We start from the raw sequence: 20,085 nt of genomic DNA, 5'->3' as shown, positions 1-20,085 counted from the left end.
TTGAACAATGTGAAGGCCAGCGTCTTTAGGCGCTGGTCGGTAACAGCCCCTTATAGGGGCAGAGCAAACCACCCGTTAGACGGGTGGTGCTGATTTAAAACTAAGATATGTTGTGATTTAGTTAACTAATTTATGAAATCAAAGGAAGAAGGGAGATTTTATATATAATTTATATTATAAAAGAATTTACTTATATCAAATATACTGATAAACTTATGTGGGTTTATTAAAAAATGTCGAAAGGAGTCATCTAATGTTAAAACCTAAACTATTTACAGTACTAAAAGATTACAGCAAAGAACAGTTCATTAATGATGTCACTGCAGGAATTATAGTAGCAATAGTAGCAATACCTCTTTCTATTGCTTTGGCTATAGCTTCTGGCGTATCTCCTGAAAAAGGCCTTCATACGGCTATTATAGCAGGATTCCTGATTTCATTTTTAGGGGGAAGTAGGGTACAAATCGGAGGTCCTACTGGAGCATTTGTAGTTATTGTTTTCGGTATACTAAGTCAATATGGTATAGATGGATTGATACTTGCAACCATTATGGCAGGAATAATACTTGTCATCATGGGGTTATTGAAACTAGGTAGCTTAATAAAGTTTATACCTTATCCTATAACTACTGGTTTTACAAGTGGAATAGCATTGACTATTTTCTCTACGCAGATTAAAGATTTCTTAGGATTAAGAATAGATTCTGTTCCATCAGAGTTTTTGGCAAAGTATTCTAGTTATTTTAAGAATATACATACTTTAAATTATTCAAGCTTGCTTATAGGATTAATATCCCTTGCTATAATAATCCTATGGCCTAAAATAAACAAAAAGATTCCAGGTTCATTAATTGCGCTTATAGCAGCTACTGTGATTACGGCAGTGTTCAATCTAAATATTGAAACAATAGGGAGTAGATTTGGTGAAATATCATCAGCGTTACCAAAGTTTTCAGTTCCAGATGTTAGCTTGTCTAGAATCAAAGAATTGTTAAACCCTGCCATTACTATTGCGTTATTGGCTGCCATTGAATCACTTTTATCAGCAGTAGTTGCTGATGGTATGATAGGTGGAAAACATAGATCAAATATGGAGCTTGTTGCTCAGGGCGTTGCTAATATTGGTTCAGGTTTATTTGGTGGCATACCAGCAACAGGAGCTATTGCTAGAACAGCTACCAATATAAAAAATGGCGGCAGAACTCCAATAGCAGGTATTGTTCACGCTATAGTTATTCTATTTGTTATGGTAATATTTATGCCATATGCTAAATTAATTCCGCTATCGTCTTTAGCTGCAATCTTGATTGTTGTTTCATATAACATGAGCGAGTGGAGAGCATTTAAGAATTTAATGAAGGCTCCAAAGAGCGATGTAGCGGTACTATTAATTACATTCTTTTTAACTGTAATGGTAGATTTAGTAGTCGCTATAGAGGTTGGAATGGTATTAGCTGCATTTTTATTTATGAAGAGAATGGCTGATGTAACTAATGTGAAGCAACTAACTGATGAATCATACGAAGATGATAATAATGATGAGAATGAACTTTTAAATGTAGATGCTCTTTCAAAATACGTTTCCATATATGAAATAGATGGACCGTTCTTTTTTGGAGCTGCTGAAAAGTTTACTGAGGTTATGAACGAAATTAGAGAAAAGCCTAAGGTGTTGATTATTAGAATGAGAAATGTACCAGCAATGGATGCAACAGCTTTTTATGCATTTACAAAGGTATATGAAAACTGTAAAATGAATAATATCAAATTAATATTATCAAGTGTACAAGAGCAGCCATTTAAAGTAATGGACAGCTATAATTTCATAGAAAGAATAGGTAAAGACAGTATTTGTAGCAACCTTGATGAATCAATAAAAAAAGCAAAGAAATTAATTGAAAATAATGGTATAATACTTAATAGTGGGAATATTACAAAACAGCAAACTGCAAATGAATTTTAAATAGAACTCTTAGATTAATGATTATATGATATGAGGATGATACGCTTGAATATTATTTTAATTGAGCTTATGCTAATAACTGCTGTCATACATATGATAGATACACTTGCTTATTCTGTGAGACTAAACTCTGTGAAAAGTGGTCAATATGCTTTATCACTTTCGCTATTTAATGTTTTTGTTCTTGTTTCTAGAACAGCGAACACTTTCCTATCCCCTTTAGTCGGAAACTTGACAGGCAGGAGTATTCAAAATGGGTATGATCCAATATTTGAGCTTCGCCTAATTATCTTTTCAGCAACTATTGGAACAATAGTAGGCATTTTTTTAATCCCTACTTTTCTTAGAATTTTTAGCTCAGCTGTATCTAGGCTAGAGCTTACTGGTTCAGTACCAGCTTTGATTTTTCAAGCACTTAATAAAAATAGCATTAAAAGAGTTGCTAAGAATGCAACTTTGCCTAAGAAAAAAATGATTAAAATGCTTAATTTTGGTGAAGTACCAAAAAGCTTATTATTTCTTAATACGTTAATTACAGGAGTATACACTGTTGGAATTTTTGCAGCTTTCTATTCTGCAACAATGGTCTCTGCACAAAAACAGCTTGCAGCTGCTGCATCTTCTGGTATGATTAACGGAGTAGCAACTATACTTTTAACACTATTTGTAGACCCTAAAGCAGCTATTATTACAGACCAAGCTTTGAGAGGAAATAGATCATATGGGAATGTTAAAACTCTGGTCATATTATTAATTGGTACAAAGCTACTAGGTACTTTAATAGGTCAACTATTGCTTATTCCAAGTGCAAAAATTATTGCTTGGTTTTATATGTAGCTTTTTAAAGAAGAGGTGGTGTCAATGAAGATATACAGTCATGGCTGTACTCTAGATTGCTGGGATTCATGTAAATTTAATGTATACGTAGAAGACAGAAAAATTCTTAAAATTGAAGGAGATAAGTCTCATCCTTATACAAAAGGTATTATTTGTGTAAAAGGTAGGAAGCATCTTGAAAGACTTTATCATAGTGAAAGAATATATAGTCCTTTATTAAAGATTAACGGAAAATGGATTGAGATAACTTTTGATGAGGCAATAAAGATAGTTTGTCATAGATTACTCTTGCTAAAAAGAGAATATGGTTCAAGTTCAGTTATGCATTTTTATCAGTCAGGATCAAATGGGATACTAAAGTCTATAGAAGATGTATTTTTCAATTATTATGGAGGAGTAACTCTAGCTGATGGGAGTCCATGCTGGGGGGCAGGAATAAAAGCACAAAAATATGACTTTGGAGATGCAAAGGGACATTTTTTGGTTGATATGATGAATTCAAAATGTATTTTCTTATGGGGAAGAAATCCATCTAATACTTCTATTCACCTTATGCAAATGATTAATGAAGCCAAGAAAAGAAATATAAAAGTTGTTGTAATTGATCCGATATGCACAGATACTGCAAAAAAAGCAGATAAGTATGTTAGTATCAATCCATCAACTGATGGAGCACTTGCTATGGCTATGACAAAGGTATTGATTGAAGAAGAAATGATTGACCAAGATTATATTAATAACTACACGTATGGATATGAATATTATAAAGATTATTTGGATACCTTAGATTTACAATATCTATCATCGCAAACAGGACTTAAGATAGAAGAGATAAGGGAATTGGCAAGATTGTATGGAGATAACAAGCCAGCTACTATCTATCCAGGATATGGTCTTCAAAAATACAAAAATGGTGGAAATACAATAAGGGCTATCGATGCTATGGCAGCTATAGTGGGCTATATTGGGATAGCAGGTGGTGGAGTAAATTATGCCAATCGTGTATATCCAGGTATCCTTAATTTAGACCCATATAATAGTAGAAGATACGCAAAAAATGAAAGATATTTTAATTTACATAATTTTAGTAATTTTATTAAAAATGAAGATACGCCGCCAATTAAAGCTATATTTATTACAAAATCTAACCCAATTGCACAGCTGCCAAACATAAATAGGCTTAAGAATGCTTTTAAAGAAATAGAATTTAAGGTATGTATAGATATGTTTATGACTGACACTGCTAGCTGTTGTGACTTATTTATTCCATGCACTAATACACTAGAAAGTGAAGACATTGTATATTCTTCTATGAATAATTCATATATTACTTATAATGAGCAGATTGTTGAGCCTAATAATAAGCTTATGGATGAGTATTTCTTTTTTATGGAGTTAGCAAAACATATGAATATATCTGATTATCCATATGTATCAAAGCAAGAATATTTGAATAAAGTCATACAACCACTTAGAAACTATGATATTGATTTAAATAGAATCAAAAATGATTATATTGCAATTGATCAAAATGGGGTTGCTTGGATCGATAAAGAGTTCAGCACTCCTTCTAAAAAAATAGAAATTTATTCAGAGAAAGCTAAAACTGATGGATTAAGTCCTATACCAGTCTATATAAGTAGCCTAAATAATTCTGAGGATGATAATAAAGTCAGACTTATTACAGGTCATCCACGAAATTCATTGTTTTCTCAACATTTTTTAGATGTTCAGGGAATTGCTATAGCATATATTAGTTCAAATTTTGCAAAAAAACTACAGATTTGTGAGAATGACAAAGCATTATTAAAAAATAGTAATGGGGAGATAGAAGTTCTAATTAATATAAGTGGAGATGTGCCAGATAACATTGTGTATATGTATACAGGATGGTGGGAAAAACATGGAAATCCAAATTCTCTCACGGTTAGTTATTCATCAGAGATGGGAGGACAACTTGCTTATTATGAAACATTAATAGATATTGTTAAAAGTGCTAGTGAGTAGCACTTTTTTTGTTTACATAATTTGTTCATTGAATTCCAATGTGAAATCTTGTAATGTAGATAAGAGGGAGGGAGTTCAGTGAAAACAATCAGTACTAAACAAAAGATAATATCCATAATTATCATGCTAATGCTTGCAGCTATAGCCTTTAGACCACATAGATCTGAAGCTGAAATTAATAGATTTAATATGTCATATATTTATTTTGGAAATTCAGGTACTTACTTAAAATATGTTGAACAAACTAAAGATTCATTACAGGCTATATCTCCTAGTTACTTTGATTTAAATGATGATGGGAGCTTAAAGCTAACAAGGAGTGTAGACAAGTCTTTTATTTCTGAAATGCATAAAAAAAATATAAAAGTAATACCATTCTTAAGTAATCATTGGAATAGAGCTATTGGTAGAGCTGCATTAGAAAATAGAGAAAAGCTAGTAGATGAAATTGTAAAAGTAATAGAAGAGTACAAGCTTGACGGGGTTAATGTTGATATCGAAAATGTAACTGAAGCTGATAGAGATAACTATACCGATTTTGTAAGATTGCTAAGGGGAAAATTGCCAAGTAATAAAGAAATTTCTGTTGCTGTAGCTGCAAATCCAAGAGGGTTCAATGTTGGCTGGCATGGTTCATATGATTATTCAGAGCTCGCGAAATACTCTGATTACTTATTAGTCATGGCATATGATGAAAGTTATTATGGCAGCAGTGCTGGCGCGGTTGCTAGTTATTCGTTTGTAGAGAAATCTGTTAAGTATGCTTTAGATAGAGTTCCTGCAGAAAAAATAGTATTGGGCATCCCTTTTTATGGACGCTACTGGAACAGTAGTGAAAATACGGGGGGAAGCGGAATAAGTCTAGCAGATGTAGATGTTTTAATACAAAGATTTAATGGAAAAGTAACATTTGATAAAACATCTAAATCACCAAAAGCTACTTTCACCATTTCTCCAAATGATGAAAAATATTATGTATATGGAAACGAGCTAACTCCTGGGAATTATACAGTGTGGTTTGAAAATGAAGAATCAATTAAAAACAAGCTAGAGCTGGTTCAAAAATATAACCTTAAAGGAACAGGTAGTTGGTCCCTAGGGCAAGAATTACCTGAGACATGGAACTATTATAAGCTCTGGCTAAACAGCAAATATTTTATTGATATACAACAACACTGGGGGAAAGACGATATTCTTTATGTTGCAAATAAAGGATGGATGAAAGGAACATCAAGCATCAAGTTTTCACCTGATGGTAAGCTTACTAGAGCACAAGCTGCTGTAACTCTTGTTAGAGCTATGGACCTTGAAGGACAAGTAGTTAATGAAAAAAACTCATTTCCTGATGTTTCTAAAAATCATTGGGCATATAAAGAAATTCAAATTGCAAAAGAAACTGGAATAATTAAGGGAATGGAGAATGGTAAATTTTATCCTAATGATTATATAACAAGAGAACAAATGACTGCACTAATTAGTAGGATAATAGATTATGATACTAGTAAAATTGACTATAAAAATCCTTTCTCAGATATTGATACGTCTAGATGGTCTTATAAGTCTATCATGGAGATGAATAGTTTAGGAGTATTTGAAGGATATGATAATGGTTTATTTATGCCTCAAGAAAAGATCACGAGAGCTCAAATGGCAGCTGTTATGACTAGAATATCAGAATATCTTGATAGTAGTAACTAAACCAAAGGGAGATATTTTTTTATATCTCCCTTCAATATTTTAAATAAGTTTAATAAAATATTAAGTTTATGATTAAACCAAAATGTGGTATAATAATCACGTAGTTGTGAAGAATGTATTAATGTATGATTAAATAGCTATGCAAAGGTTTTCATGTAATAAAATTAAATAAATTAGGAAATAAAATAAATGTGTGTATAATTGACTTTATACACATAATACTGTTGGAGGTGGAATAATGAAAAAAATATTAGTGACAGGTGCATTGGGACAAATAGGTTCTGAGCTTACAATGTTTTTAAGAGATAAGTATGGAGAATCTAATGTTATTGCAAGTAGTAGAAGTAAAAAAAGCGGTCTTGAAAAAGTTATTGAGTCAGGACCATTTGAAATTGTTGATGTAAATAATGCTCAACAAATTGCAAGTGCAGTTAAGAAACATAATGTAGATACAATAATACATTTGGCAGCTATCCTATCAGCTGTTGGAGAAGCAAAACCAACTATGGCTTGGGAAGTTAATATGGGTGGTCTTTTTAATGTGTTAGAAGTAGGTAGGGAGTTGAATACAGCAATATTTACACCTAGTTCTATTGCAGCTTTCGGACCTTCTTCTCCAAAGGATAATACACCTCAAGATACTCTTCAAAGACCCACTACAATGTATGGTGTTACAAAAGTAGCAGGAGAGATACTTTGTGACTATTATTGTGAAAAGTATGGTGTTGATACTAGAGGAGTTCGTTTCCCAGGATTGATTTCTTATGAAACTTTGCCTGGTGGAGGAACTACTGACTATGCAGTTCATATTTATTATGATGCTATAGAAAAGGGTAAATATACAAGTTATATTAAACAGGGAACATATATGGATATGATGTATATGCCTGATGCTTTAGAATCAATAGTTCAATTAGCAGAAGCAGACCCTTCTAAGCTAATACATAGAAATGCATTTAATATATCTGCTATGAGTTTTGCTCCTGAAGATATTGCTGCTGAAATCAAAAAGAATATTCCTAGCTTCGAGATGGACTATGATGTAGATCCAGTAAGACAAAAAATTGCAGATTCTTGGCCAAATTCTTTAGATGATACTGCTGCAAGAGAAGAATGGGGTTGGAATCCAAAATATGATTTAGCTTCAATGACTACTGATATGCTAGAAAAATTAAAAATTAAATTAAGTAAATAATCTTAAAGCCTTAGTTTACTTATTAGTGAGCTAAGGCTTTAATTATTTTTTTAGTACAAGATTCGTATTCATTGTATTCAGCAAATTATTATATATTTATCAGTCTTTCTTGCACAAATGTTAGGACTTAATATACAAGACCATATATTTAAGGAGCAATAATATTATCCTATAGTTATAGGTCCAATAAATTCTTCTAATATTTTCTCTATTTCATTTTTATCTCTATATAAATTACCAATTAATTCACATTTACTATTTCCATTTCCCTGCCATATATTTCTATTAACATTTTTATTGTTTTTTGGAAAATCAAAATCAGTATTATTTGTATGTTTGTGGTTTATAAAATTAGGATTCTTTAAAATTTCATAAGGAAGATTATATGCTCTAAGATGATGTCCACTTATTCCATGTCTTTTCCCTTGTTGATAGTCATTTACTTTATATATTTCAGTGTAGAATTGAGGTGAAAAGTGATAGTATTTTGCTAAACGATTGTTTGCTGAATCATAAATATAACCTCTTCGGTTAATTAAAACTTTAGTATTTTCATTATGGATATAATTATGCAGCTGTTGTATATATGATTTATGATACATATCATCGCTATCTAATCGTACTAAATACAGGTAATCGTATCCTTTGATATTTTCAGATATTTGATTATGATATTCATTCGGACTGACAAATCTGATGTTATCTGGTAGCTTATCATAATTAGCAAGTGCTTGTTGTATTAATTCTTTTGTTGTAGGATCGTACATAATAAGGTGCAAAAAATTCTGGTTAGTTTGTATTTTAAGGCTTTTTAAAGTATAATTCATAAATATTGAAATTCTTTGGTCAATCCATTCCTTTGTATATATTCTGTTATCTGATTCTCCCCATTGATTCCAATTATTAAAGCTTGTAAATATGATTATTTTTTTAGACATTTTTTCACCTCGTTACATTATTTTTATATGGTTATTATAATATTGAGCTTGATAAGGTTATTATTCTAAGCTAGGTCCAATGAAATCTGCTAATATTTTTTTTATCATGTTTTTATCTTCTATTTCATTACCAACTAATTGAGGAAACATATGATGGATTTTTTTATTATCGTCCCATACATCAATGTCTAGCATTTGGTCACTTTTGGGGAATAAAAATGCTGTATTGCCTGAATGCACGTGATTTATATAATTAGGTTCTTCTAGTATCTCATGATTGAGATTAATAGCACCCATATGACTGCCGCCTAAATCATGTCTTTTTGCTTGTTGATAATTTTTAACCTTATATATTAAAGTGTAAAATTGAGGAGAAAGGTGGAAGTATTTAGCTAAACGGTTTGCTAATGAATCGTATATATATCCTTTCTGGCAGATTAATATTTGAGTATCATCTTTAGGAGTATAATCATGTAATTGCTGAATAAAAGATTTATGGTACATATCATCACTATCTAAGCGTACTAAATAAAAGTATTCATATCCATTAATATTTTTTAATATTAATTTGTTAAATGTATTAGAAGAAATAAATTTTATGTTGTCTGGAAGTTTTTTATATTTTGAAAGTTCCATTTCAATTATTTCCTTAGTGTCAGGACGAAAGGTGATAAAGGCAAGGAAATTTTGGTTAGTTTGAATTTTTAGGCATTGCAAAGTATACTTCATAAATACTGAAATTCTTTGTTTGAGCCAATTTTGGTCTATACTGTTTAATCCTGAATATACAATTATTCTTTTATTGTTTAACATATTTTCACCTCTTAAAAAAATTCTTCTAAGATTTTTGACGTTTCTTCTTTGTCTTCATATATGTTTCCAATCAACTGTGGGCGTGAGGGTCCTGAATCTTCATTGTCAATCCATATATCTCTATTAACCTTCGGATTAGCTTTTGGAAATTTAATAGCAGTATTATTTGAGTGTGCATGGTTTATATAATTAGGCTCTTCTAAGATCTCATGATTAAGCTTTATAGCACCACCATGACTACCACCTAAATCATGTCTTTTTCCATGTATATAGTCTTCTACTTTATATATTAGAGTATAAAATTGAGGAGAAAAGTGAAAGTATTTTGCCAGGCGATTATTTACTGAATCATATATATATCCTTTTTGGCAAATTAATATTTGAGTATCGTCTTTAGGATTATAATCATGTAGTTGCTGAACAAATGATTTATGATACATGTCATCACTGTCTAACCGTACTAGGTATAGATAATCATATCCTTTAGTACTTTCTAAAATCTGATTATAGTGTTCGATAGGAGTGACAAATCGTATATTTTCTGATAGTACTTTATTTTTTGCAAGAGTGCTTTCAATTATTTCTTTTGATTTAGTATCATATACAATCAAGGCTAAAAAATTTTGATTTGTTTGATTCTTTAGGCTTTGTAAGGTGTATCTCATAAATATTGAAATACGCTGAGCTAGCCACTCCTTATCAGTATTACATATACTCGAGCTTATAATTATTTTTTTATTATTTTGTGACATTTTCTCACCTCTAATTTTGGATTACATTGAATTAATCAGATATTTAATTGATTATATAATGTGGATAGAGCATCTTGTTTTCATCTATCCATTTTTTCATTTCATTTATCATTTGGTAATAAGTCGGCACTCGATGAGAAAAATCAGTTCTTGTATTAATTAAACTTTTATTAACACGGATATCTTCACATTCATTTATTATCAAGTCTTTGCGACTAAAAATAAGGCTAAATAAGCTTAGTAACTCATATTTATTAATACTGGTATCTGATACTAAATGATATAATCCTGTCAAATCTGAAAAAATAGCACATTCTATAGCTTTAGCCAGTTCTATGGTAGTAACCCCAGTCCAGATAGCGTTCACATATCCGTTGATTTCTCCTTTATTTCTCATATACCAATTAAATAATCCTATTCCATCAGGATTCATATCAGGACCTATTATTGAAGTTCTGAATGTTATGTCCTTATTATTAATGATTTCTCCAACAGTTTTTGTTCTATCATAAAAGCTGTCTCCATCCCTAAAAGAATTTTCGGTGTAATTGCCATCCTTACCAGAAAATACACAATCGGTGCTTAAGTGAATAATTCTTGTATCTGAATTTTTATATTTATATTCTAGAAAATGAGGTAAATATCCATTTAAAAACGCTGCTTTGTCCATATACATTTCTGCATATTTGTTTAAGATGCCAATGCAATTTATTATGAAATCAACTTTAATTTTATTTAGATATTTATTTAATTCTTCTATATTCATGACGTCCATAATGATGCTTTTGTTATTCAATTTTCTAGTATGAGATAAATTGTATATTTCAAGTTTTGGATTCTTTTCCAAATATGTTGTAATTACATGTCCTGCCATACCTGTTGAACCAAGAACTAATATTCTTTTCATTTCAATTATCACCTCTATGAAATTTAAGGTTTAATATTATATAACAATGATTTTATTACTTATACCAAACAGTTCTATTAATATAATCAGCATAACTCATTATAATGCGTACCACTTTTTTGGAGACATTATCAGTATCATAATCAGTAACCACTTTAAAATTTCTGTTATTAGAATTGTGCTGCTTAGTAACTATATCAATTGACTGCAATACTCTTTCACATTTGAGTCCACTCATAATTAAAGTACCTTCATCCATGCCTTCTGGTCTTTCATGTGCTTGGCGAATCGTGATAGCAGGAAAATTTAAAATAGAAGCTTCCTCAGTTAATGAGCCGCTATCCGAAATAACACAAAAAGCTTTCATTTGTAGCTTGACATAATCAATGAAGCCAAGGGGTTTCATGAATTCAATTCTAGTATCAAGGTTTTTAGATGTTTTATTAAGCTTTTTTCTTGTCCTTGGATGTGTGGATACTATAATTCTTTTATTATATGTTTCTGCAATCTTATTTAAAGTATCAAGTAAATCTATAAAGTTAATTTCAGAGTCTACATTTTCTTCACGATGAGCACTTACAACAAAATATTTCATTTCTTCTAGCTTTAAGCTAGTAAGCACATCTGAATTGTTAATCTTCTCCATATGAAACTGAAATATTTCTTTCATGGTTGAACCGATTTTTATTATGGCTTCTGGCTTTATACCCTCGTTAATTAGATATCGGCGTGCATGCTCAGTCAAAGGCATATTGATATCACTTAAATGATCAACGATTACTCTGTTAAGTTCTTCAGGAACACGTTGATCAAAGCACCTGTTTCCAGCTTCCATATGAAATATTGGTATTTTCCTACGCTTTGCAGGTATTACTGATAGGCATGTATTTGTGTCCCCATATATTAATAGTGCATCTGGATTTTCTGTTGCCATTACTTTATCAGCTTTAATAATTACATCACCTATAGCTTCAGCAGTATTGGTGTTAGTAATATTAAGGAAATAATCTGGCTTTCTTATATTCATTTGTTGAAAAAAAATTTCGTTTAGTTCATAATCATAGTTTTGACCTGAATGTACAAGAGTGTGATTTGTACACCTGTCAAGTTCATATATGACACGACTAAGTTTGATTATTTCTGGACGAGTTCCAACGATAGTCATTACTTTTAACATATTATCAACACCTTATATAAAATAAGAATAAATTCATTTTTGTCTGTGATTGAGCTCTTCTTGAATAAAATCAAGCTCTAATAGCTTTTCTTTTACTTCTTCAATATCTAACCTTCTTGTATTATGAGAATTATAATCCTCTTGAGTAGATATCTTAGATTCACCCATGACAAAGTATTTGTTGTAGTTCAAATCCCTACTATCTGCTTTTATTCGGAAATATCTGCTTTCATCTTTTGCTTTTATCATTTCTTCTCTGGTTACCAGAGTTTCATACAGTTTTTCACCGTGACGTGTTCCAATTATTTTGATTTTAGCGTCCGAATTGAATAATTGTATTAGTGCAGATGCAAGATCTATTATTGTTGATGCAGGAGATTTTTGAACTAAAATGTCTCCCTGTTCAGCGGTTTTATAAGCATATAGAACTAAATCAACAGCTTCATTTAAGGACATTAAAAACCTAGTCATGTTAGGGTCTGTTACAGTAAGTGATTCACCATTTTTGATTTGCTCAACAAACAGAGGTATTACAGAACCTCTGGATGCCATTACATTTCCATAACGAGTACAGCATAATATTGTTTCACTTTCTGATAATGTTCTTGATTTTGAAACCATTATCTTTTCCATCATTGCTTTGGAGATTCCCATAGCGTTTATTGGATAGACTGCTTTATCAGTACTAAGTGCTATCACCTTTTTGACATTGTTTGCAATAGCAGCATTGAACACATTTTCAGCACCTAGAATATTTGTTTTGACTGCTTCTATTGGGTAAAATTCACATGAAGGGACTTGTTTTAATGCAGCAGCATGGAAAACATAATCAACTTCTTTCATTGCAAAATAAACACTTTTATAATCTCTTACATCTCCAACATAAAATTTTAATTTATCGTTGTTATACTTATGTCTCATGTCATCTTGTTTTTTCTCATCTCTACTGAAAATTCTGATCTCTTTTATATCTGTGTCGAGAAATCTATTTAATACTGCATTTCCGAAAGAACCAGTCCCTCCTGAAATGAGCAGAGTTTTATTTTTAAACATTGTTATACCTCCAGAACTTTTAATAATAGTTAAAAATTTAAAATTGATAAGATATTTTTTACTTTAATGAAATGTAAAAAATGAATTGATGTATTTGGGTTATGTAGAATTCAATTGTTTTTTACGTATACAAGTATATTTAAGTTCTGAGGATAATCATTAGTAGATTTACTATTTGTTCTAGAAATATTAACTTCTAGTCTGTTTCTAGTTTAATATATGCTGTATATCCTTTGTTGTTACAATACGGATATTTTCTAAAATAAGTCTCCTTTGGACTGAATAGAGTATTATTACTATTTTCATTTGGTGAGCAATACAGTTATGAAACCTTATGTCACTAATAGAAATAATCACGATTCAGATTATTCTTCGTATAATGAATTAGACAACTGGTTATTCAGTTATTTTGGTTCATTTATAAAAGAATACTGTAAAAAATGAAACATATTTATGAAAAGAGATTTTTTGTCTATATAATCAGAACTAATACAAAGGCAGGAAAATCAAAAATACTTTTCTTTAGGAACACAAATAAAGTATAAATAAAATGTTTACGAGGTGAAGTGGCTATGAAAAAAATAAAACTACTGTTTGTGGCTCATAATTTTAATTTCCTTGAGCATATAACTGCTTATTTTCAGAACTTAGATGAGTACGAAGTGAAGATAGACAAATGGCTATCGCATAATATACATGATGAGGAACAGAGCAAAGAGCTTTTAAAATGGGCGGATGTAATAATATGTGAGTGGGGGTTAGGGAATTCAGTATGGTATTCAAAGTACAAGAAAAAGAATCAGGTTTTAATAATCAGAATGCATAGGTTTGAAGTAAACAAGGTCTATCCAGAAAAAATAATTCTACAAAACGTTAATAAGATAATAGCTGTTTCACAATATTGGGTAGAAATGTTCAGAAAAAAAACAAAAGCAGATATAAGTAAGTTCATGATGATTCATAATCTGGTAGACACTAAAGCCTTAGACAAAGAAAAATTTGATGATTCAAAATATCATTTAGGGATACTAGGATATTGTCCTAAGCTTAAGCGAATAGACAGAGCACTAGATATATTTGAAGAACTTTGGGAACATGATAGAAGATATAAACTTTTTATTAAAGGTAAAGACTATATTGAATATCCTTGGATGAAAAATGACCAGAAAGAAGCTCAATATTTCGCAGCAATTAAAAATAGGATCGACAGCAGTGAATGGAAGAATTCGGTGGTATTTGAATCTTGGGGGACTGATGTTTCTAACTGGTATAGGAAAATAGGTTTTATCTTGTCAACTAGTGATATCGAAAGCTTTCATCTTGCTTCTGCTGAAGGAATGGCATCAGGAAGCATTCCAATTATACTGAATTGGGAAGCTGCTAAAGGAATATATCCTTCAAAGTATATTTTCGAAGAAACAAAGGATGCAGCTGACTTCATCAGAAAACTTACAGAAGAAGAAAGAAATGAGTATATGAAGCATGTGAAGGAATATGCTTTTCAAAAATTTGATAAGAACAAATTATTAATCCAATGGAAGTCTATTATTGATGAAGAATTAAAAACTGTAGAAAATGATTAAAGTTAGTAGATGTTATTAAAGAATAAAAGGAAGTGTATGACTATGGTAAGTAGTGAAGAAAGCAAAGGCTTTGATTATGAAGCTTATTGGAACGATAGACTTAATAAAAAATTTAATATTGAAGGAGTAGGATATCTGGGTTTAGGAAAAATTTATAATCGTTTTATGTATAGAATGAGATTTGAAATTTTAGATTATATTATTGAAAGATTAGATTTGAATATAAATAAAGCAGATATTCTTGAGTTAGGACCTGGAACAGGAATCTTTACTCGATATTTTCAAATGCATGATGCAAATAACTATACTGGTATTGATATAGCAGAAAAATCAGTAGTAGAGTTGAAAAAACAGTATGAAAAATATAGCTTCATCAAAGGAGATATTTGTGATGAAGCTTACTATAAAGGAAATAGCTATGATTTAGTTTTTGCTGCAGATGTTTTACTGCATATTACAGATGAAGAAAAATATAAATCTACTATTAGAAATTTTACTAGATGCTTGAAAGCAGAAGGATTTTGTATCTTATATGATCCAATCTCTATGATTAATACTAAAAGTGAATCTAATCATGTTACCATTAGAGATTTTAAATATGTTAAAAATACTTTGGCTGACAATGGTTTGGAGCTAGTACAGCAGATACCTGTATTTTTCTTTATGAATAATCCATTTGACAGCAAATTGCTTAAAGATAATTCTCCTAAAGTAGTAGAGCTTTTTAGTCTTATTAAATCTATATTTAAAAGTAAGGAGTTATCAGATGAAGCAAAGAAACTTTTTGGAGAGTATATATTTATAAGAGAGAAGCAGCTTTTATGTCAAAAAAAACTTGGTGTTTCAGAAAAACTACTAATTATCAAGAAAAATTCTAATTCAATATATGTTCCTCAAATAAATATGAGTGAGATTTGGGATATAAATAAGATGCAGGAGGAAGTCAATATAATAATGAATAAGATAGACAATAATTATGAGTTGAAAAGTAATCAAATAGTTAATGATTTAGTAGCTCTTATTCAAAATTTATAAGCTGCGTGTAATAGTTGACTAAAAGAAGAAAAGGTATGACTTTTAATAGTATATTATGAAAGTCATACTTTTGGTTTTGATTATATGATATTAAGAATTTACAATTTCAGTAAAGTCTTCGGTTTCTGAAATAATTAAGCATTGATTTAGTAGTTCTTGCTTTTGGATTAACCACATATGGTCATCCATACATTCATGACGGCGAGCAACGAAATTTTTCCTATCTGTTGCATATGTTCTGATACCATGTTTTTTGCAATCCTTACAAAATTTAATTCCTACGCTGTTTTCAATATTCTCATCAAATTTTACAATATCTAATACCTCTCTTCTAATTAACATAGTTGCATCAGCTATGACTGTTACATAGTGATTTTCTTTACGACCATCATTTCTTATTGCCAATATTTTACTGTCTTCAAAATAAATATATATTTTTGCTTTACCTACAATACCAGCATATTTGTTTTTAAAAGCCTTTATAGAGTCCTTTAAGTAATTTGGACCATAATAATCGTCATCATCAAATTTTGCTATAATTTCATACTTTGTATGCTCTATACCAAAATTCAAACATTCGGACAGGTTTTTTGATTCATCAAGCTGGAAAACTTTTACATAATTATATTGGCTGGCTTTTTTTTCCCATTCTTCTATATCTATACTGTTATTGTTTAAAACAATAATCAATTCCTTATTATCATAATTTTGTCTTTCATAATTCTCAAATACATTGTCTATATATTTTGGTTTTCTAGTTGCAGTAATTATTGAGACACTTGTTGGGTGGATATTTTTGTAAAGTTGAACTTTATCATCCATTTTTTTTCTCCTTTTTTTCTTAATTAGATCAGATAAAGATTTGTTTACAGGGTTAACTAATTTATTAGAATCTTGCTTAGAAACAGAGGTGTTATTTTTAACATTAGAATCTAGTGAATACTTTTTACATCTTACTATGGTTATTTTTTCTTCATACATAAGTTTAATAACCTCCTTAGGAAAATTTATAAGAGAAGGTAGTTTTAAATCAATCACAAAAAAGTAGATATAAGTTATACCCTTCTTATTACAATATATATTATTTAAATCATTTTTGTGATTTTTACTGCTAAATATAAATCACATATAGATAGATATGAAGCAAAAGTACACGTAGATTTATTACAATTAGTAACACTAAAGCTATGTATGCATATTTTATAGTAGTAGAATAGCCTAGATATGCATGTATAAATAGGTAAGAGTTCACTTATGCAAAATATTCAGCTTTTATTATGAATAGAGTTAATTGTAAGGGACTGTCAATACCTGATAGATAAAAATGGAGGAATAGTATGGAAAGATTAAAAATTTTAATAATAATAAAAAAGTTTGCTGAGAAGTATCCAAAGCATAAACATAAATATGATATGATTGAAGCTTTGGAAGAGTTTGCCGATATAGAGTATTGGAACGATGAAGGTGATATATGTGATATCTTAAAAAAAATTAGATTTAAACCTGATTTCATATTGCACTATGATTTCGCATGGGATTATACATGGGCTCCAAAAATAACAGGTTTAGAAAAGGTAGATATACCAAAAGGATGTTTTGTAATTGATATACATTGGATTGAAGAAGACAGAATAAGATACTTTGAAGATAATAAAATTGATTTGATTTTTTCTGTATCAAGAAAGCCTTTTTTGAAGGTATTTCCTCAGTATAAGAATGAGCTTAGATGGATACCGTTTTCAATAAATCCTAACATTATTAAGGATTGGAAGATAGATAAAACTATAGATTTTCTTTTAATGGGTCTTGTATATATTGAAGATTCAAAGTATCATCCTAAAAGCCGTACTTTTAAAGGACGTTATAAGTTTAGAGAAGCAGTTTTAAACAAAATGAAAAACGAAAAAGGGTTTGAATTCATCCCTCATCCTGGCCATCTAACACCTTCGTCTAAAAAACCTATAGTGAATGAAAAATACGCAATGAAATTAAATCAGTCAAAGATTTTTTTTACTTGTGGAGGGGAATTCGAATATGCTGTTGCAAAGTTCTTTGAAGCTCCGGGATGTAAAACATTATTATTAGCCCATCCAAACAAAGAAATATTAGATCTTGGGTTTGAGGATGGAGTAAATTTTGTTGCCTGTGATGAAGATGATTTTTATGAAAAAGCCATATATTATATTGAAAATGATGTAGAAAGAGAACGTATTACTAATAATGGATATGAATTTATTCATTCTAATCATACCAACAGTGTACGTGCGAAACAGTTTATAAACTATATTGAAGATTATTTACAAACAGACAGTAAAAAAAAGATACATTTTTAAATATATTGTAAGCTATAAAGTTAATACAGCGATAGTATGAGAAGCAAAACACTGAATCAAGTTAGGGTTAGAAAAGTCAGGCAGTTGATGTTTTTTTAGTTATAGGGAGGGAATAGAAATGCAAAAGCTAAAGTTTGCTTTATTAGGTTGTGGAAGAATAGTGAGTAAGCATATAGAAGCTTTAAAAAAGCTGAATGATGCTGAAATAGTAGCAGTATGTGATATCAAAGAAAACAGGGCTAAAGAGCATGGTGAGAAATTAGAAGTACCTTATTATACTGATTATAATGTAATGTTGAAAAATGAGGATATTGATGTTGTAAACGTATTGACTCCAAGTGGACTTCATGCGAAACATACTATCGATATTGTAAAGAAATATAAGAAGCATATTGTGTGTGAAAAACCAATGGCATTAAGATTGAAAGATGCAGATGAAATGATTAAAGTATGTGATGAAAATGGAGTAAGATTATTTATAGTCAAGCAAAATAGATATAATATTCCTATTCAAAAACTCAAGCAAGCTTTAGATGAAGGTAGATTTGGAAAAATGGTTATGGGAACTGTTAGGTTGCGTTGGGCAAGATATCAGGAATATTATGATATAGATGAATGGAGAGGAACATGGGAAATGGATGGAGGATGCTTAACTAATCAAGCATCACATCTTATTGATTTATTAGAGTGGTTTATAGGGCAACCTATTGAAGTATCAGCTATGACTTCTACAAGATTGGTAAATATCGAGGTTGAAGATACTGGTGTAGTAATTATTAGATTTGAAAATGGTGCACTTGGCATTATTGAAGCAACTACAGCAACGAGACCTACCGATATTGAAGGGTCTATCTCAATACTAGGGGAAAAAGGCATTGTAGAGATAGGTGGATTAGCAGCTAACAAGATAAAGATTTGGAGATTTGAAGAAGAACGACCAGAAAATGATGAAGTTTTAGAAAGCTATAATGAGAATCCGCCAAATATATATGGATTTGGACATATGAGATATCTTGAACATGTAGTTGATTGTATTAAAAATGGTAAAAAAGCTTTAGTTGATGGTCTAGAAGGAAGAAAATCTCTTGAATTAATAAATGCTATATATGAATCGTCAGAAACTGGAAATAAAGTTCGTTTAAGATTCCAACCTCAAATATGTAAGTTAGGTGAGAAGAATGAATAATTATAAAAGATATCCTAATGTGATAATAGGGTGTAATTGTGAAATAGGTGACTTTGTGATAATTGGGGAACCTCCTAGAGGCAAAAAAACTGGGGATTTGAAAACTGTAATTGGTGATAATGCTATTATAAGGTCAAATACGATAATATATTCTGGAAACACTATTGGTGATAACTTTCAATGCGGTCATAATGTAACGATTAGAGAAAATAATGCTATTGGTAATAATGTGAGCATAGGGACTAGCTCATGTATTGAACATCATATAGTCATAGAAGACAACGTAAGGATACACTCTCAAGCTTTTATTCCTGAATATTCAACCCTTAAGAATGATTGTTGGATTGGACCTAATGTAGTATTGACTAATGCAAGATATCCAAAATCAAAAAGTACAAAAGAAAATCTAAAAGGACCTACTATAGAATCGGGAGCAATAATTGGAGCAAACTCTACTATATTGCCAGGTATTAAAGTAGAGAATAATGCTATAATTGGTGCAGGCAGTGTTGTAACTCGCGATGTACCAGAAAAAATAGTAGTAGCTGGAAACCCTGCAAAGAAAATAAATGAAGTAAATAATATAATAGTTTATGAGGAGGAATAGT

The 20,085-nt window shown here is 30.4% G+C and carries 17 protein-coding genes; 10 read left to right on the top strand and 7 right to left on the bottom strand.

Annotated features, from left to right (window positions below):
• Window positions 1-253 precede the first annotated feature (253 nt).
• From HNR33_RS18145 to HNR33_RS18125, 5 genes are all read left to right on the top strand, one after another.
• Window positions 254-1,963, top strand: coding sequence for a SulP family inorganic anion transporter (locus HNR33_RS18145; protein ID WP_429086111.1), 1,710 nt, complete (start codon window positions 254-256; stop codon window positions 1,961-1,963).
• A gap of 45 nt (window positions 1,964-2,008) precedes the next feature.
• On the top strand, window positions 2,009-2,800 hold the full coding sequence (locus tag HNR33_RS18140) for a lipid II flippase Amj family protein (protein ID WP_429086108.1): 792 nt from the start codon (window positions 2,009-2,011) through the stop codon (window positions 2,798-2,800).
• Window positions 2,801-2,824: 24 nt separating this feature from the next.
• Complete coding sequence (locus HNR33_RS18135; RefSeq protein ID WP_429086105.1) at window positions 2,825-4,807, top strand: molybdopterin-dependent oxidoreductase; 1,983 nt, start codon at window positions 2,825-2,827, stop codon at window positions 4,805-4,807.
• Window positions 4,808-4,885: 78 nt separating this feature from the next.
• Window positions 4,886-6,505, top strand: coding sequence for a glycosyl hydrolase family 18 protein (locus HNR33_RS18130; protein WP_429086103.1), 1,620 nt, complete (start codon window positions 4,886-4,888; stop codon window positions 6,503-6,505).
• Window positions 6,506-6,743: 238 nt separating this feature from the next.
• A complete protein-coding gene (locus HNR33_RS18125) occupies window positions 6,744-7,700 on the top strand; it encodes an L-threonine 3-dehydrogenase (RefSeq protein ID WP_429086100.1) in 957 nt (318 codons plus the stop codon).
• A 164-nt stretch (window positions 7,701-7,864) separates the two neighbouring features.
• On the opposite strand, the gene HNR33_RS18120 is transcribed toward HNR33_RS18125, so the two are convergent.
• From HNR33_RS18120 to HNR33_RS18095, 6 genes are read right to left on the bottom strand one after another with little or no spacing between them, the layout of a single operon-like run.
• On the bottom strand, window positions 7,865-8,638 hold the full coding sequence (locus tag HNR33_RS18120) for a glycosyltransferase (protein WP_429086097.1): 774 nt from the start codon (window positions 8,636-8,638) through the stop codon (window positions 7,865-7,867).
• Between the two features lie 60 nt (window positions 8,639-8,698).
• Entirely contained in the window at window positions 8,699-9,451 is a 753-nt protein-coding gene (locus tag HNR33_RS18115; protein ID WP_429086094.1) for a glycosyltransferase, read from the bottom strand.
• 11 nt (window positions 9,452-9,462) lie between these two features.
• Window positions 9,463-10,203 carry a glycosyltransferase gene (locus tag HNR33_RS18110; protein ID WP_429086091.1) on the bottom strand — a complete coding sequence of 247 codons (741 nt, stop codon included), beginning with the start codon at window positions 10,201-10,203 and terminating at the stop codon, window positions 9,463-9,465.
• Window positions 10,204-10,246: 43 nt separating this feature from the next.
• Window positions 10,247-11,110, bottom strand: coding sequence for a sugar nucleotide-binding protein (locus tag HNR33_RS18105; protein WP_429086088.1), 864 nt, complete (start codon window positions 11,108-11,110; stop codon window positions 10,247-10,249).
• 55 nt (window positions 11,111-11,165) lie between these two features.
• Window positions 11,166-12,287: a non-hydrolyzing UDP-N-acetylglucosamine 2-epimerase gene (gene wecB, locus HNR33_RS18100; protein ID WP_429086086.1), complete on the bottom strand. Its 1,122-nt coding sequence runs from the start codon at window positions 12,285-12,287 to the stop codon at window positions 11,166-11,168.
• A 33-nt stretch (window positions 12,288-12,320) separates the two neighbouring features.
• The gene (locus HNR33_RS18095) at window positions 12,321-13,340 is read right to left on the bottom strand and encodes a polysaccharide biosynthesis protein (RefSeq protein WP_429086083.1); all 1,020 of its coding nucleotides are present in this window, start codon (window positions 13,338-13,340) and stop codon (window positions 12,321-12,323) included.
• Window positions 13,341-13,912: 572 nt separating this feature from the next.
• Here HNR33_RS18095 and HNR33_RS18090 point away from each other — a divergent pair.
• Together HNR33_RS18090 and HNR33_RS18085 are read left to right on the top strand one after the other, a co-directional pair.
• Window positions 13,913-14,923, top strand: coding sequence for a glycosyltransferase (locus tag HNR33_RS18090; protein ID WP_429086080.1), 1,011 nt, complete (start codon window positions 13,913-13,915; stop codon window positions 14,921-14,923).
• A gap of 42 nt (window positions 14,924-14,965) precedes the next feature.
• Window positions 14,966-15,958, top strand: coding sequence for a class I SAM-dependent methyltransferase (locus HNR33_RS18085; protein ID WP_429086078.1), 993 nt, complete (start codon window positions 14,966-14,968; stop codon window positions 15,956-15,958).
• Between the two features lie 90 nt (window positions 15,959-16,048).
• Here the strand turns inward: HNR33_RS18085 and HNR33_RS18080 are convergent, their stop codons facing one another.
• Window positions 16,049-16,939 (bottom strand): glycosyltransferase family 2 protein, encoded by an 891-nt coding sequence (locus tag HNR33_RS18080; protein ID WP_429086075.1) that lies wholly within the window; start codon window positions 16,937-16,939, stop codon window positions 16,049-16,051.
• 356 nt (window positions 16,940-17,295) lie between these two features.
• Here HNR33_RS18080 and HNR33_RS18075 point away from each other — a divergent pair, with 356 nt between their 5' ends.
• The 3 genes from HNR33_RS18075 to HNR33_RS18065 all read left to right on the top strand — a co-directional run bounded on the left by HNR33_RS18075 (window position 17,296) and on the right by HNR33_RS18065 (window position 20,084).
• The gene (locus HNR33_RS18075) at window positions 17,296-18,291 is read left to right on the top strand and encodes a glycosyltransferase (protein ID WP_429086072.1); all 996 of its coding nucleotides are present in this window, start codon (window positions 17,296-17,298) and stop codon (window positions 18,289-18,291) included.
• 118 nt (window positions 18,292-18,409) lie between these two features.
• The gene (locus tag HNR33_RS18070; protein ID WP_429086069.1) at window positions 18,410-19,477 is read left to right on the top strand and encodes a Gfo/Idh/MocA family protein; all 1,068 of its coding nucleotides are present in this window, start codon (window positions 18,410-18,412) and stop codon (window positions 19,475-19,477) included.
• Window positions 19,470-20,084: an acyltransferase gene (locus HNR33_RS18065; protein ID WP_429086066.1), complete on the top strand. Its 615-nt coding sequence runs from the start codon at window positions 19,470-19,472 to the stop codon at window positions 20,082-20,084. The genes HNR33_RS18070 and HNR33_RS18065 overlap by 8 nt, the downstream gene beginning before the upstream one ends.
• Window position 20,085 lies beyond the last annotated feature (1 nt).

It is taken from the genome of Brassicibacter mesophilus, from assembly GCF_050433385.1.
GTDB lineage: Bacteria > Bacillota > Clostridia > Tissierellales > Proteiniboraceae > Brassicibacter > Brassicibacter mesophilus.
The sequence above is the reverse complement of the archived record's forward strand: the minus strand, read 5'-3'. Positions and strand labels throughout refer to the sequence as shown.

Bases quoted from the DNA above. Each gene is read 5' to 3' on its own strand.
- HNR33_RS18115 (WP_429086094.1), bottom strand. From the start codon at position 9,451: ATGTTAAACAATAAAAGAATAATTGTATATTCAGGATTAAACAGTATA.
- wecB (WP_429086086.1), bottom strand. From the start codon at position 12,287: ATGTTAAAAGTAATGACTATCGTTGGAACTCGTCCAGAAATAATCAAA.
- HNR33_RS18075 (WP_429086072.1), top strand. From the start codon at position 17,296: ATGGAAAGATTAAAAATTTTAATAATAATAAAAAAGTTTGCTGAGAAG.
- HNR33_RS18125 (WP_429086100.1), top strand. From the start codon at position 6,744: ATGAAAAAAATATTAGTGACAGGTGCATTGGGACAAATAGGTTCTGAG.
- HNR33_RS18070 (WP_429086069.1), top strand. From the start codon at position 18,410: ATGCAAAAGCTAAAGTTTGCTTTATTAGGTTGTGGAAGAATAGTGAGT.
- HNR33_RS18120 (WP_429086097.1), bottom strand. From the start codon at position 8,638: ATGTCTAAAAAAATAATCATATTTACAAGCTTTAATAATTGGAATCAA.
- HNR33_RS18105 (WP_429086088.1), bottom strand. From the start codon at position 11,110: ATGAAAAGAATATTAGTTCTTGGTTCAACAGGTATGGCAGGACATGTA.
- HNR33_RS18080 (WP_429086075.1), bottom strand. From the start codon at position 16,939: ATGTATGAAGAAAAAATAACCATAGTAAGATGTAAAAAGTATTCACTA.
- HNR33_RS18135 (WP_429086105.1), top strand. From the start codon at position 2,825: ATGAAGATATACAGTCATGGCTGTACTCTAGATTGCTGGGATTCATGT.
- HNR33_RS18090 (WP_429086080.1), top strand. From the start codon at position 13,913: ATGAAAAAAATAAAACTACTGTTTGTGGCTCATAATTTTAATTTCCTT.
- HNR33_RS18095 (WP_429086083.1), bottom strand. From the start codon at position 13,340: ATGTTTAAAAATAAAACTCTGCTCATTTCAGGAGGGACTGGTTCTTTC.
- HNR33_RS18065 (WP_429086066.1), top strand. From the start codon at position 19,470: ATGAATAATTATAAAAGATATCCTAATGTGATAATAGGGTGTAATTGT.
- HNR33_RS18110 (WP_429086091.1), bottom strand. From the start codon at position 10,203: ATGTCACAAAATAATAAAAAAATAATTATAAGCTCGAGTATATGTAAT.
- HNR33_RS18085 (WP_429086078.1), top strand. From the start codon at position 14,966: ATGGTAAGTAGTGAAGAAAGCAAAGGCTTTGATTATGAAGCTTATTGG.
- HNR33_RS18145 (WP_429086111.1), top strand. From the start codon at position 254: ATGTTAAAACCTAAACTATTTACAGTACTAAAAGATTACAGCAAAGAA.